Source organism: Pseudonocardia parietis (assembly GCF_017876315.1).
GTDB lineage: Bacteria > Actinomycetota > Actinomycetes > Mycobacteriales > Pseudonocardiaceae > Pseudonocardia > Pseudonocardia parietis.
Genome location: NZ_JAGINU010000001.1, coordinates 5,224,907 through 5,239,321, shown reverse-complemented (window position 1 = coordinate 5,239,321; position 14,415 = coordinate 5,224,907). Strand labels below are relative to the sequence as shown.

Here is a 14,415-nt window from a genome sequence, read left to right as displayed (position 1 = left end):
TCGCTACGGGTCCTCGCCGCGGGCCATCCGATCGGCCTCCTCGGGGTCGGCGGCCGCGGGCGGGGAACCGGGCATCGGTTTCCCGGCCGGCTCGCGCAGCGCGTAGACCGACACCGCTCCGATGATCCCGGCCACGACGAGCACGATCCCCGGCACGACCGGGCTGCCGGTACCGGTGACCAGCGTCTGCGCGATCAGTGGCGTGGTGCCACCGAGCACGGAGACCGCGACGTTGTAGCCGATGGCGAGCGTGCTGTAGCGGGTGCCGATCGGGAACAGGGCGGGCAGAGTGCCGGGCAGGGTGCTGTTGAAGCAGAGCAGCATCAGCCCGACCAGCAGCGCGCCGAGGAACGCGGCCGCGTAGCCGCCCAGCGACATCAGCATGAAGGCAGGCACGCCGAGCACGATCAGCAGGCCCGCACCGGTGTAGAGGATGGGGTTGCGGCCGATCCGGTCGGAGAGCCGCCCCGCCCCGACGACCAGCGCGGCGAGCACCACCATGACCGCCAGCACGACCAGCAGGGCCGGGGTGTAGGGCAGCCGCACCGTCTCGGTCAGGTACGTCGGCAGGTACTGGGTCAGCGTGTAGTTCGTGATGTTGTGTGCCCCGACCAGGCCGATGCAGATCAGCAGCGGGCGCCAGGGCCGCACGACGGTCTCGTGGACCTGCTCCTTGAGCGAGGTGTCCTCGTCCTTCTGTTCCTGTGCCTGCTGCTCGTAGGCCGGGCTCTCCTCCAGCCGCGACCGGATGTACAGGCCGATCAGGCCCAGCGGCCCCGCGATCAGGAACGGGATCCGCCAGCCCCAGGACAGCAGCGCCTCCGGCGGCACCACCGCGGTGATCGTGGTCGCCACGGCGGCGCCCAGGACGTAGCCGGTGAGCGTGCCGAACTCCAGGAAGCTGGCCAGGAACCCGCGGCGGGTGTCGGGCGCGTGCTCGCCCACGTACGTCATGGCGCCGGCGTACTCGCCGCCGGTGGAGAAGCCCTGCACGATCCGGCAGAGGAGCAGCAGCACCGCCGCCCACACGCCGATCGTCTCCTGGCTCGGGATCAACCCGATGGCGAACGTGCCGACGGCCATCGTCACGATCGTGATGGCCAGTACCCGGCGACGGCCGATCCGGTCGCCCAGCGCACCGAAGACCAGACCGCCGATCGGGCGCACGAGGAACGCGACGGCGAACACGGTGAACGTCGCGACCAGCGATCCGGAGCCGCCGGCGAAGAACACCTGGCTGACCGTCGGCACCAGGAACGCGAAGATCCCGAAGTCGTACCACTCGATCAGGTTCCCGACCGTCGTGCCGCTGATCGTCCGCTTCAGCTCGGACGGTCGCACCACCCGGATCCCACGTCGATGCGCCATGGCCGTCGCCTCCCAGCAGGACTGTTACCCGCTGCACCGGATCCGATGCAGCGGGTTCGGTACTGCTCCGCGATAGCGCGCCCGAACGGCGTGTCCAGCAGTGTGGGGCAGACCAGATCCGGCCGAGTCACGTCACGACCCTGTGCGCTCGGATCAGAACGGCGGGTCTTCCGGTGGCGCACGCTCGGCGGTTTCGTTCCTCGCTGTCGTCGCTGTGTTCGGATCCGTCGTCGTCGTGGCCGAGGTGGCATCGAGGGGTGCGGGCGTTGCGGGAGCGGGCGCGTGGACGCCCGGGTAGATCGGCTCGTCGTCGAGTTCGCGCTGAAGTGGGCTCGGAGGTGCAGGCGCCGGCGCCGGGCTCGGCGGGGTGGGCAGCGGGTCCGGGAGGTCCGGGCAGACGGGTTCGCCGCGGGTGGCGTAGGCCCGGCCGAGCGGGCTGCGCCATCGGAACTCGCCGGGTACGGGCTGGTGAACGCGCCAGTGCCCAGCCGTCTTGAGCGCGTGGTGGAGTATGCACAGTGGGCCGAGGTTCTCGCTCACGGTCCGGCCGCCGTACTGGTGATCCTGGGTATGGTCCTGCTGGGCCTTGCGGGCCGGACGTCGGCAGCCGGGAAAACAACACGTGCGATCCCGGACCTCGACGTGGCGGCGGAGCGCCGGGCACGGCAGTCGATCGCCGGACCGCTCATCCATCGCGGAGTTGAGCGTGGTGCGGTCGGCGTACTGGGTGGCCAGGTCGGCGATCAAGGTTTCCCATCCCGGCGGTGGCTGTGCTGACAGCTGTTCCAGCAGCGTGGCGGGGACCTGGAGTTCGACGATGCCGCCGTGGGCCTGCCGGAGCAGCGGAGGCCCGATCTGGCCGGGTTGACCGGTGTACGTTGGTGGGCGTCGGCGGGTGATGCCGGCGAGGACGAGGGAGCCGTCGGGGTCGGTGATCGCGAAGCGCCATTCGGCCCGCTGCTGGCGGGCGACGGCGGCGCGGGCGGTGGGGGCGAGGATCGGGCCGAGTCCGGGGATCTCGCCGGGGTGCTCGTCGTGGCCGAGGAGGGTCGACAAGCGGAGCCGGACCTCGACGCCCGAGCGGGCAGGCTCCGGTCGGGCGGGGCCGCCGGATCCGCCGGCGCGGGGGCCGTTGTCACGCGGCTCGTCATCGCCGCCCCCGTCGCCATGCCCACCGCCGTCGCCGTCGCCGCGGTCGTCCTCGCTCCTGCCGTCCTCGCTGCTGTCGCTGCTGCTGTCGCTGCTGCTGTCGCTGCCGCTTCTGTGCCCGGCACCGCTGTGGGCGTCGTCGTTGGGGGTGTCCGTGTCGGGGTCGGGTGCGGTCGCGCGGGCGAGCATGGCGGTGATGATCTGGTCGTGGCTCAAGGTGTGCAGGCTGCCGTCGAGCAGGGCGGTGGCCAGGTCGATGCGGATCACCGGCAGCGACTCCGGGTGGCCGGCGACGCGGATCGCGCGGGCGAGGCCGTCGACGCGTTCGCAGGCGGCCTGGGCGGCGGCCGGGTCGAGCCCGATCATGGTGATCGTGGCCGTGCCGTCCTCGTCGAGGTAGCAGATCACCCGTCGTCGGCGCAGTGCCTCGTTGTAGCGGCGTCGGGCGGCGTCGGGGTCGATGGCGATCACCATCCGGCGTAGCCGGTACCGGAGTTGCCCGGTGGTCAGCCCGCGTGCCTTGGGCAGCAGTGCGGCGCAGATGCGGGCGTTCTGGGTGTCGGTGAGGGGCTCGAGCAGGTCGGCGAAGACCGCTGCCTTGCCGCGGTCGATGTCACCGCAGGCGAGGGCGGCATGCACGTCCGGCAGCCGGTGGACCAGGGTTTCGGCCAGGGTGTGCTCGTGCCAGGCCGCCAGTTCGGTGAGGGTGAGTGCGGCGGCGATCTCGATGCCGCAGTTCGGGTCGGGTGTCTCCAGCCGGGCCAGGTGCGACGGCTTGCTGCTCGGGTCGCAGCGGCCGACCTGGGTCATGACGGCGAACTCGGCGGCATCGGTGTGGGAACGCTGGCGCCGCCAGGCCTGCAGCACCGTGACGGTGTCGCCGTTGGCGACCCGGGCCGGGTCGATCCCGGCCAGCAGCGCCCCGAGCGCGGGGCCGGGCGGGATGTCCGCCAGCCCGTCGGGGATCGCCATCGGCTGCATGGATCGAACATATCGTCGACCACCGACAGTTTCGGCTCGCCGACCCCATCGCGGGGATTCGGGAGTCCGATGGCCCCGCTGTCGAGGCCGGTTGACGGTCCGGGGGACACGTACTGAGATCCCCGCCGCGGAGGACGACGACAAAACCTCGCGGCAGCCGTCCGTCTCGGACTGTCCAGTAGGGTCAGCGGTCCACCGGAACCCACCGACCACGGGCCGCGATCCGGTCCGCCGGCCGTGGCGGACGGACCGTGTCCCCGGGATGACCATGACGACGATCCGCACCTACGACGCCGCCGACCACGCCGCGCTCGTCGACCTGTTCGCGCGTGCCGGTGTCGGCTCCCCGACCGGGGAGCTGTGGGGACACGCGGAGTCCGAACGGGCCGTCTACCTCGACCCGTACGTCGAGCACTGCCCGGACTCGCTGTTCCTCGCCGAGCACGCGGGGCGTCTGGTCGGGTACCTGACCGGTTGCCCGGACCCCTCGTCGATGCCGGGTGAGGACGAGGTGCTCGTCCGGGCCATCGCCCGGCCCCGGGTACTGCTGCGCCCGCGGACGCTGCGGTTCATGGGCCGCACCGCGCTCGATGCGGCCCGGGCGGCGTTGCGCCGCGAACCGCTCGCCTCGGGCACGGTCGACGACCCACGCTGGCCGGCCCATCTGCACATCAACGTCGCGCCGGAGGCCCGCGGGACCGGTGCCGCGGACGCGTTGATGGCGGCCTGGCTGCGTCGCCTCGACGAGGCCGGGGTCCCGGGGTGCTATCTGCAGACACTCGTCGAGAACCACCGTGCCGTGCGGTTCTTCGAGCGGGTGGGTTTCACCGTCCACGGTCCGACGCCGCTCGTCCCCGGGATCCGGCACGAGGGCCGCAGGATGCACCAGCTGACGATGGTGCGGCCGGCGGGGGAGTGACCTAACTCCCCGACCGCAGCCACGCCAGGACGGCCAGCACCCGGCGGTGCCCGGACACCTCGACGGGCAGGTCGAGCTTGGTGAACACCGCCCGGACGTGCTTGTTCACCGCGGCGTCGGACAGCACGAGCGCGTCGGCGATCTCGGCGTTCGACCGGCCCTGCGCCATCAGGTCGAGGACCTCCCGCTCCCGCGGGGACAGCCGGCCGACCGGGTCGCGGCGGCGGCGGACCAGCCGCCGCACGACCTCCGGATCGAGCACGGTGCCGCCCCCGGCGACCCGCTGCGCGGCGGCCGCGAACGCGGTCACGTCCGCCACCCGGTCCTTGAGCAGATAGCCGACCCCGGCGCCGTCGCCGGTGTCCAGCAGCGCCTCGGCGGCGACCGGTTCGACGTACTGGGACAGCACGAGCACCGGCAGCGCGGGATCGGCGATCCGCAGCTCGACGGCGGCGCGCAGGCCGTCGTCGGCGTTGCCGGGTGGCATCCGCACGTCGGTCAGCACCAGGTCCGGGCGCTCCCGCCGCACCGCCCCGACCAGCGCCGGCGCATCCCCGACGGCGGCGACGACGGTGTGCCCGAACCGCTCCAGCAACCCGATGAGGCCCTCCCGCATGAGCGCGGCGTCCTCGGCGACGGTCACACGCACGGCAGCTCCACCCGCAGCAGCGTCGGCCCGCCGGACGGGCTGGACAGCCGCACCCGGCCACCGGCCAGCGCGACCCGCTCCGCCAGCCCGGCCAGCCCGGATCCGCCGGCGGGGTCGGCACCGCCGCGGCCGTCGTCGCGGACCTCGATGACCAGCTGGTCGGCGTGCCGGCGCCCGGTCACCGACGCGGCCCGGGCGCCGCTGTGCCGGGTGGTGTTGGTGAGCGCCTCGGTCAGCACGAAGTACGCGGTCGTCGCGACCTGCGGGGGGAGGCGGTCCGGCAGCAGCAGGTCCACCTCGACCGGTACCGGGCAGCGCGCCGCCTGGTCCTCGACGGCCGCGGCGAGTCCGTGGTCGGCGAGCGTCCGCGGGTCGAGACCGCGGACCAGGTCACGCAGCTCGGCGAGCGCGACGCCGAGCTGGTCGCGGGCGTCGTCGAGCCGGCCGGCGACCGCCGAGTCGTCCGGGACGTCGAGCCGGGCCAGCCCGAGCGACACCCCCAGCGCGACGAGCCGCTGCTGGGCGCCGTCGTGCAGGTCCCGCTCGATCCGAGACCGCTCGGTCTCGAACGCGCCGATCAGCCGGCGGGTGGCGACGTCGGCGATCCCGGGCCCCAGCTCGACCCCGCGCGGCCCCAGCACGGTGCGGGTCAGCGCCGCCCTGGCCCCGGCCCATGCGGTGACCGTCCACGGTGCCACGACGAGCAGCAGCACCCCGACGATCACCAGTGGCCACGCGTTCGGGTCGTCGGTGGGGGAGGCGAACAACAGCACCGGCAGCACGAAGGAGAAGCCGAGGACGCCGGCGTCCAGTGCGGCCAGCCCGGTCGCGGCCAGCAACGCGAACCCCACCGCCCGCCAGGTCGACGGTGCCCGCCACCGCGATCCGGGAGGACGCGGCGGGGCCGGCAGTGGCTCGTCGTCGACCAGCCGCAGCCGTCGTCGTTCCAGGGCGGCCAGCAGCGGGCCCACCGCGATCACGGCCAGTACCAGCGCGAACCCGGTGCCGACGGCGAGCGCCGGACCGCCCAGGACCAGGGCCGACGACGGCACCCCGAACACGACTATCAGGACGACGCCGAGCGCCGCGCCGGTCAGCAGGTACCCCAGCGACCGCCACGGCCACGCCGTCCGCAGGAACCGCAGCGGCTGCTGGTCCATGGCCTGCCAGGCCGTCGCGATCCGCACCCCTGCAACGTAGAAGATCGGCCCGGCCCGGCGCGGTAGTGCCAGGGCTACCACCGGAGTCCCGTGCGGGTGACCGCGCACGCCCCGCAGGCGCGGTCGACTCGGACCATGCGTTGCACGACACGACCGGACACGGCGCCCACGACCGGGGACCACAGGGCCCCGCTGCTCGAACTGGTGGACCTGCGGCACGTCCACCGGCCCCGGGGTGCGCCCCCGGTCCGGGCCCTCGACGGCATCTCGCTGCGGCTGCACCCCGGCTCACTGACGGCGGTGATGGGGCCGTCGGGGTCCGGCAAGTCCACGTTGCTGCACTGCGCGGCCGGGCTCGACACCCCGGAGTCCGGACGGGTGCTGCTCGGCGACGTCGATCTCGGCTCGCTCTCCGAACGCCGCCGCACCCTGCTGCGCCGCGAGCGGATCGGGATCGTGTTCCAGGCGTTCAACCTGGTCGCGTCGCTGACGGCGGCCCAGAACGTGGCGCTCCCCGCCCGGCTGGCCCGCAGACGAGTGCCCGCTTCGGCGGTGACGGCGGCGCTGGACGAGGTCGGGCTCGCCGACCGGGCCGGGCACCGGCCGGCGCAGCTGTCCGGTGGCCAGCAGCAGCGGGTCGCGATCGCCCGGGCCCTGTTCACCCGGCCCGGCGTGCTGTTCGCCGACGAGCCGACCGGGGCGCTGGACTCGGCGTCGTCGGCGGAGGTGCTGCAGCTGCTGCGCCGGTGCACCCGAGCGGGCGGCACGGCGACGCTGATGGTCACCCACGACCCGGCCGCCGCCTCGTGGGCGGACGAGGTCGTGGTGCTGTGTGACGGCCGCGTGCACGACCGGTTCGGCGTCCCCGGGCCGCCGGGGGATCCCGAGGCGGCCACCGTCATCGCGCGTCGGCTCACCGCGCCGGGCGGTGCCCGGTGATCGCCCGGGCGAACCTGCGCACCCGGTGGCGGGAGCTGCTCGCGACCGTGCTCGCCGTCGCGCTCGGGGTGGGCCTGATCGGTGCCGTCCTGCTGGCCGCCTCGGCGGCCCGCCCGCCCGTGCAGGGCCGGTTCGCCGCGACGTCGGCCCTGGTCGTCCCGCCGGCGGTCGCCGAGTCGCGTTCCGCGCGGACGGACCGGCGGATCCCGTGGTCGCCCGCCGAGGCCGACGCGACGATCGCCCGGCTGAGGACGGGCCCGGGCGTGCGGGCGGTGCTCGCCGACCGGTCCTTCCCGGCCGTCCCGATGCCTGGTGGCCGTCCCGCCGGGGACCCGGAGGACCGCGAGGGCGGGCACGGGATCGCGAGCCTCGCCCTCGGTGGACACGGCCTCGTCGCGGGCCGGACACCGCGCACACCGGGGGAGGCGGTGGTCGGGTCCGCGCTCGGGGTGGAACCCGGGATGACGCTGCCGGTGCTGTTCGCCGACACCGTCCGAGACGTCCGGGTCACGGGCGTCACCGACGCGGACGGGGTGTACGTCACCGACGCCGAGGCCGCCCGGTACGCCCCCGGAGTCCGGACGATCGGGGTGCTGGGAGCGGTCCCGCCCGCCCCGCCCGGCGCGACCGTGCTGACCGGCGACGACCGCGGCGCCGTCGAACCGCTGCAGAACTCCCGGGTCCGGCACCGCGGCACCCAGCTGCTCGCCGCCCTCGGACTGCTCACCGGCGTGACGACGGTCGTGGTCGTCTCCGCCGTGCTGTCCACCGCGGTCGCGGGCCGGCGGCGCGAGCTCGGGCTGCTGCGTGCGGTCGGTGCCACTCCCGGGCAGGTCCGGCGCACCGTGCTGGGGGAGTCCGTGCTCACCGGGATCATCGGGGCGGTGCTCGGGACGGCGCTCGCCGCGGGCTCGGCCCCGTTGCTGTACCGGGCGCTCGTTGCCGTGGAGGCCGCGCAACCGGTCTCCGTACCGCCGGCGTCGGGTCCGCTGCTCGTCGCCGCGGCGGCGGGGATGCTGCTGGCGCTCGGCGGAGGTCTCACCGCGTCCCGGACGGCGGCGCGCGCGACCCCGCTGGACGCCGTCGAGGACCGGGGCGGGGTGCCGATGCTGACCCGGCCCCGGCTGGCCGCGGGTCTCATCGCCCTCGTCGCGGGAGGAGGCCTCGCCGTTGCGACCGCGGCGGCCGGCGGCGACGGCCGGATGGGGCTGGCCCTCACGACCGGCGCGGTCCTGGTGGCTGCCGCGGCACTGCTGGCGCCGGCGGTGATCGGGCCACTGGCCCGCGCCGGAACGGCGGCGGGCACGGACCGCCCGACGGCGCGGCTCGAATCACCGGTTCGGCCAGGGCTCCGGCGGCGGTGGTTCCCCGCGGGTGTCACGGCGACCCTGGTCCGCGCCGAACTGGCCGCCGCACCCGCCCGCGCCGCCGCGGTCGCCGCGCCGGCGGTCGTCGCAGTGGGGTTCGCGGTGCTGGTCGGCGGCCTGGTCGACACGATGGCCGCGGCCTACCCCGCGCAGCGCACGGCGCTGCTCGCCGGCTCCGTCACCGTCGAGCAGGACGGCGCGCCCGGCCTGCCCGACACCACTGCCCGCGCCCTCGCCGTCCCCGGCGCACGGACCCCGCTGCCCACCGTGCTGGTCGTACCCGGCCCGGGCGGTCCGGTGGCGGCGGACGCCGTCGGCACCGACGACACCGCACTGGTCCGGCCCGGGGAGACGGTGCTGTCCGAGCCGGTCGCAGCCGATCTCGGTGTCGCGGCGGGGGACACCCTGCCCGCGCGGTTCGCCGACGGGACCGTCGTGGACCTGCAGATCACCCGGGTGCTGCCGCCGGACGAGCGGCGCGGGGACATCGCGCTCGCCCGGTCCCACGTACGCACGCACGACCCGGCCGCCGTCACCGACACCGCGTTCCTGCCCACCGGTGCGGAGCCGGACCCGCTGCCACCGGGCACCGTCGCCCGGGACGCGCAGTCCTACGCCCTCGCCGACTACGCCGTCGACGCCCGCCTCACCGACGCCCTCGCGGCCCTGCTGGTCGCGGTCTCGGCAGGCTACGGCGGGCTGGCGGTGGCCAACGGCATCGTCGCCGCCGCCCGGGCCCGGCGGTCCGATCTGGCCGTACTCGCCGCGGCCGGTGCCACCCGCGCGCACACGATCGGGATCGCGGTCGCCGAGGCCGCGGCATCGACCGCGGCCGGGACCGCGCTCGGGTTCCTGGTCACCGTCGCGCCGCTGGCCGCCGTCGCCTCGGGACTGTCGACCGCCACCGGGCAGCCGGTGAATCCCGTGCTCGATCCTGGTGTCCCGGTCCTGGCGGCGGCGATCTGCCTCGTGGCGGCCGCCGTGGCCGCCGCCGTCACCACGGCCCGGGTCACGCGGTGACGATCCCGGGCGCCGCGGTGACGATCTCGGACGCCGCGCCGGCCCACCCGGCGGGACCTTCGCGGGAAGCGGGTCCGACCGGCGACTACCCTGGTGGCGTGGCACGGATCGTCGTCCTCGACTACGGCTCGGGAAACCTGCGTTCTGCCGAGCGGGCACTGGAACGCGTCGGGGCGGAGGTCACCGTCACGGCCGACTTCGACACCGCCGTGGAGGCCGAAGCCCTGGTCGTCCCGGGTGTCGGCGCGTTCGCGGCGTGTATGAGGGGTCTGCACGGCGTCCGCGGCCCGCAGATCATCGGACGCCGGCTGGCCGGTGGCCGCCCGGTGCTCGGCATCTGCGTCGGCATGCAGGTGATGTTCGAGCACGGCGTCGAGTTCGGCGAGGACACCGCGGGCTGCGGTGAGTGGCCGGGCACCGTCGAGCGGATCCAGGCCGACGTCCTGCCGCACATGGGCTGGAACACGGTGCGGGCTCCCGAGGGCAGCACGCTGTTCGCCGGGCTCGACGACGACACCCGCTTCTACTTCGTGCACTCGTTCGGTGTGCGCCGCTGGGAGTTCGTGGAGTCGCACGCGATCGCCCCGCCGAAGGTGACGTGGACCCACCACGGCGAGGACGTCGTCGCCGCCGTCGAGAACGGCCCGCTCTGCGCCACCCAGTTCCACCCCGAGAAGTCCGGCGACGCCGGCGCCACCGTCCTGGAGAACTGGCTGAAGTCCGTCGCCTGACCACGAGGGGCACGGCAGAGTAGTTCGATCATGTTCTGACAGCTCTGGTGCGCCCCTCGTGCGGTCCTAGCCGGGGTGCTCCGCGGAGATGCTCTGCGCGACGCTGCGGACATGCGCGACGATGGCGCCGGGGTTGAAGCGGGTCGTCGCGCTCGAGATGGAGATCGCTGCCAGGCAACGCCCGCCGACCAGGATCGGCGCCGCGACGCAGGCGAGCCCCAGGGCCGCTTCCTCGTGGTCGAAGGCGACGCCGCTGGTGCGGATGCGCTCGAGCTCCTTGAGCAGCCGCCCCGGCTCCGTGATCGAGTAGGGGGTCCGGCGCTCCAGGCCCGAGCTGATCACCCGGCGCAGCCCCTCCTGGCCGCTGTGGGCCAGCATCGCCTTGCCGAGTCCCACACACGAGGCCGGCATCCGGCTGCCCACCGCGGTCGGGGTCCGCACAGCGCGGCGCCCGTGGATCTTGTCGAGGTAGACGACCTCGGCTCCCTCCAGCACCGCGAGGTTCACCAGGTGGCCGGTGCGGGCGTACAGCTCGCTCAGGTGCGGGTGGGCGATCTCCCGTAACCCGCGCGGACGACAGTGCTGCACCCGGTTGCCGAGCTCGAACAGCCGCCAGCCGAGCGTGTAGTTCGTCCCGGCGCGCTCCACGTACCCGCCCTGCTCGAGGTAGGACAGCAACCGGAACGCGGTGGACTTCGGGAGGGCGGCACGCCGGGCGAGTTCGCTGACGCCCAGGCTCGGCCCGCCCTGGCGGAACGAATCGAGTAGCTGCAGTGCCTTGCTGACCGGAGTCGACCCCGTCTGCCGATCGATCGGGGCGGTGGTGCGGTCCAGCGGGTCGCGCGGATCTGCACGGGAATGCAGCGGGGTTGCCTCGCGAAGCTCGGGCGTCATCGACCGGGGCCTTTCTCGGGGCGGCAACAGGACGGGAACCACCACGATTCGTGATCGTTATTGCAGCACGCCGATCACTGTAACGGTCGATACAGGGAGCGACAAGGATTGACCGAGACCCGTTGCGCGACAAGGAAACTCGATCGCTGTGCCGTCCACCGGCACACGAAACACCCACAACGGCTCCCGGCCGCGTTCACTCCGCCACGGGACAAACGACGCACCACCCGACGACGCGAGAGGCCCTGATGAGCACGGAGCTGACCGACGACAGCACGAGCCGCTTCGCCCGGACGAAGAGCTGGAAACTGCACTACAACGAGGCCGGCGACGGCCCTGCGCTGATCCTGTTGCACGGCAGCGGTGCCGGCGCCACGGGCTGGAGCAACTTCCGGCCCAACATCGGTCCGCTCGCCGAGTCCTTCCGGGTGATCGCCCTCGACGCACCGGGCTGGGGGAGGTCGGACGCCGCCCGCCCCGAGGACTACGACCACCCGAACGCGGTGGTCGAGCTCATGGATCACCTCGGCCTCGAACAGGCCGCCCTCGTCGGCAACTCGATGGGGGGCATGACCGGCCTGACGTTCGCCGCCCGCTACCCCGAGCGCGTCTCCCACCTGGTCACCATGGGGTCGGGCAGCTTCCCCGGTATCCCCACCGTGTTCGGCCCCGGTGACGGTCCCTCCGAGGGGCTCAAGATCCTCTTCGAGGGGTACCGCAATCCGACCCCGGAGGTCATGAAGCGACTGGTCGAGATCATGACCTTCTCGCCGGAGTTCGCCACCGACGAGCTCGCCCGGCTGCGGGCGGACGGCGCCAACGCCCGCCCCGACCACCTCGAGAACTTCCTCGCGGGCATGGCCGGTGGGGGACCGGTGCGGTCCGGCGCGACACCCGAGCAGGTCGCAGGAATCACCGCCCCGACGCTGCTCATCCACGGCCGCGACGACCGGGTCGTCCACTACGAGCACTCCCTGCGGCTCGTCTCGACGATCCCGGACTCGCGGTTGGTGCTGTTCAACCGGTGCGGTCACTGGACCCAGATCGAACACGCGGACGAGTTCAACAGAATCGTCGCGGAGTTCGTCCGCAACAACTGATGCCGGGGATCGGAAGGGCGTAGCGATGCACAAGGTACTGGAGCGCGTCGAGAAGCTGGCCGACCACTTCCGCGACCACGCGGCGGAGGCGGAACAGCTGGGTCGCCTGCCGGACGCCACCGCACGGAAAATGCGGGAGACCGGTGTGGTCCGGATGCTGCAACCGGCCGAATACGGCGGTTACGAAGCACATCCGGTCGAGTTCTTCGAGACGGTGCTGGAGCTCGGGGCGTACTGCGGGTCGACGGGTTGGGTGTCCGGCGTCGTTGGCGTGCACCCGTGGCAGCTGGGCCAGTGGGACAAGCGTCTGCAGGACGAGCTGTGGGGCGATGACCCCGACACGTGGATCGCGTCGCCGTACGCGCCCATGGGACGTGCCCGGCCGGTCGACGGGGGCTACGTGTTCAGCGGCCGCTGGCCGTTCTCGTCCGGCACCGACAACTGTGACTGGGCCATTCTCGGCGGGCTTAAGGCCGACGAGAACGGAGAGGTGACGGATCCGGAGCCGTACAACTTCGTCCTTCCGCGCCCGGACTACACGATCCATCACGACTCGTGGAATGTCATGGGCCTCTGCGGGTCGGGGAGCAAGGACGTGTCCATCGACAACGCGTTCGTGCCGGACTACCGCGTCAACAAACCGGCGAAATTCCAGAACGGTGTCCAGGCCCGCGTCGTCGGCCGGGACCAGCCGCTCTACCAGCTCCCGTTCGGGTCGATATTCCCGGCCGCCATCAACTGCGCCACCCTCGCGATGGCGGAGGGCGCGCTCGGCGCATTCGTCGATCACTCGCGCACGCGGGTCACGGTGAAGGGCACGGTCACCGCCGCGGATCCGGCGCAGCTGTCCACCCTGGGTGCTGCGGCGGCCGACATCGCGGCCGGCCGGACGCAATTCCTCGATGACTGGAACCGCATGTACGACGTCGTGGCCGCCGGCGGAACCATCTCCGACTCGATGCGCCTGCAGAACCGTCGCAACGGCGTCCGCGCCGTCCGCCGTGCCGTCGATGCCGTCGACCGGCTGTTCGCGCACGCCGGGGGTGGTGCGATCCACCGCAACCGGCCGATGCAGCGCTTCTGGCGCGATCTGCATGCCGGCCTGAACCACGTCTGCAACGTCGCCGAGCCCATGTACCAGGCCTACGGACTCGACCTCTTCGGACTCCAGCCCGACCCCTTCGGCTGGTGAGCACAGCCGCGTCCACCGGGCCGGCTCAAATCGACCCGCGGGTCACCGGATGAAAGGTTCTGTCGTGGCAGCAGTACGAAGCCTGGGATACGCCATCGTGTCGGCGACCGATCTCGTCGCCTGGAAGGAGTTCGCCGTCGACCTGCTCGGGTTGCAGGTCGTCGAGCACACCGCGGACCGGCTGCTCCTGCGGATGGACGAGAAGGCCTACCGCCTCGACATCCGGCGCAGCGACATCGACGAGGTATCCGCACTGGGATGGGAGGTCACGGGCCCGAACGAGCTCGAGGAGCTGGCGACGGCGCTGGAACGGGCCGGGTACGCCGTGAAGCGCCAGAGCACGGAAGCCGTACGGGAACGCCAGGTCAGCGGCCTCGTCGCGTTCGACGATCCGGACGGCCGGCGGCTCGAGCTCTACTACGGGCTGAAGAACGACCGGTCGCGTTTCGTGTCGCCCACCGGCGTCACCTTCGTCACCGGGTCCGGCGGTCTGGGGCACGCCTTCCAGTTCGTCAGCGACGACGACGCCTACACCGCGCTGTACCTCGATATCCTCGGTTTCCGGATCAGCGACTACATCGACTTCGGGCCGGGCGCCTACGGGACCTTCACCCACGTGAACCCCCGCCACCACTCGTTCGCGTGGGCACCGATCCCCGACGCGCCCCCGGGCGTCGCCCACCTGATGTTCGAGACCTCCGACATCGACGTCGTCGGGCGGGCCTGGGACCGGGTGCAGGACGGAGCCGCCCCGGTGGCGGCCACGTTCGGCAAGCACTCCAACGACGAGATGCTGTCGTTCTACGTGGTCTCCCCGTCCGGCTTCCAGATCGAGTACGGCTACGGCGGCAAGATCGTCGACGAGACCTGGACCCCGTCGCGCTACGACGTGGCCAGTTTCTGGGGCCACCGGAAGACCGACCCCAGCGAACCGGACGTCTGAGCA

General features: G+C 73.1%; 12 protein-coding genes. 7 read left to right on the top strand and 5 right to left on the bottom strand.

Annotation, left to right across the window (positions count from 1 at the left end; genetic code table 11):
* Positions 1–3 precede the first annotated feature (3 nt).
* Positions 4–1,368, bottom strand: coding sequence for an MFS transporter (locus tag JOF36_RS24595; protein ID WP_210031181.1), 1,365 nt, complete (start codon positions 1,366–1,368; stop codon positions 4–6).
* Positions 1,369–1,521: 153 nt separating this feature from the next.
* Entirely contained in the window at positions 1,522–3,498 is a 1,977-nt protein-coding gene (locus JOF36_RS24590; protein WP_210031180.1) for an HNH endonuclease signature motif containing protein, read from the bottom strand.
* 262 nt (positions 3,499–3,760) lie between these two features.
* On the opposite strand from JOF36_RS24590, the gene JOF36_RS24585 reads away from it, so the two are divergent.
* A complete protein-coding gene (locus JOF36_RS24585; RefSeq protein WP_210031179.1) occupies positions 3,761–4,417 on the top strand; it encodes a GNAT family N-acetyltransferase in 657 nt (218 codons plus the stop codon).
* A gap of 1 nt (position 4,418) precedes the next feature.
* Here JOF36_RS24585 and JOF36_RS24580 read toward each other — a convergent pair whose 3' ends face one another.
* Entirely contained in the window at positions 4,419–5,066 is a 648-nt protein-coding gene (locus JOF36_RS24580; protein WP_210031176.1) for a response regulator transcription factor, read from the bottom strand.
* Positions 5,057–6,253 carry a sensor histidine kinase gene (locus tag JOF36_RS24575; protein ID WP_210031173.1) on the bottom strand — a complete coding sequence of 399 codons (1,197 nt, stop codon included), beginning with the start codon at positions 6,251–6,253 and terminating at the stop codon, positions 5,057–5,059. The genes JOF36_RS24580 and JOF36_RS24575 overlap by 10 nt, the downstream gene beginning before the upstream one ends.
* A gap of 108 nt (positions 6,254–6,361) precedes the next feature.
* On the opposite strand from JOF36_RS24575, the gene JOF36_RS24570 reads away from it, so the two are divergent.
* The 3 genes from JOF36_RS24570 (at position 6,362) to hisH (ending at position 10,283) form a co-directional block, all read left to right on the top strand.
* The gene (locus JOF36_RS24570) at positions 6,362–7,165 is read left to right on the top strand and encodes an ABC transporter ATP-binding protein (protein ID WP_210031171.1); all 804 of its coding nucleotides are present in this window, start codon (positions 6,362–6,364) and stop codon (positions 7,163–7,165) included.
* Positions 7,162–9,552 carry an FtsX-like permease family protein gene (locus JOF36_RS24565; RefSeq protein ID WP_210031170.1) on the top strand — a complete coding sequence of 797 codons (2,391 nt, stop codon included), beginning with the start codon at positions 7,162–7,164 and terminating at the stop codon, positions 9,550–9,552. The genes JOF36_RS24570 and JOF36_RS24565 overlap by 4 nt, the downstream gene beginning before the upstream one ends.
* A 98-nt stretch (positions 9,553–9,650) precedes the next feature.
* Entirely contained in the window at positions 9,651–10,283 is a 633-nt protein-coding gene (gene hisH / locus JOF36_RS24560) for an imidazole glycerol phosphate synthase subunit HisH (RefSeq protein WP_210031169.1), read from the top strand.
* Between the two features lie 66 nt (positions 10,284–10,349).
* On the opposite strand, the gene JOF36_RS24555 is transcribed toward hisH, so the two are convergent.
* On the bottom strand, positions 10,350–11,177 hold the full coding sequence (locus tag JOF36_RS24555; RefSeq protein WP_210031168.1) for an IclR family transcriptional regulator: 828 nt from the start codon (positions 11,175–11,177) through the stop codon (positions 10,350–10,352).
* 248 nt (positions 11,178–11,425) lie between these two features.
* Here JOF36_RS24555 and JOF36_RS24550 point away from each other — a divergent pair, with 248 nt between their 5' ends.
* From JOF36_RS24550 to JOF36_RS24540, 3 genes are all read left to right on the top strand, one after another.
* Positions 11,426–12,277 (top strand): alpha/beta fold hydrolase, encoded by an 852-nt coding sequence (locus tag JOF36_RS24550; RefSeq protein WP_210031166.1) that lies wholly within the window; start codon positions 11,426–11,428, stop codon positions 12,275–12,277.
* A gap of 25 nt (positions 12,278–12,302) precedes the next feature.
* Positions 12,303–13,469: an acyl-CoA dehydrogenase family protein gene (locus JOF36_RS24545; protein WP_210031164.1), complete on the top strand. Its 1,167-nt coding sequence runs from the start codon at positions 12,303–12,305 to the stop codon at positions 13,467–13,469.
* A 64-nt stretch (positions 13,470–13,533) separates the two neighbouring features.
* Positions 13,534–14,412, top strand: coding sequence for a VOC family protein (locus JOF36_RS24540; RefSeq protein ID WP_307862573.1), 879 nt, complete (start codon positions 13,534–13,536; stop codon positions 14,410–14,412).
* Positions 14,413–14,415 lie beyond the last annotated feature (3 nt).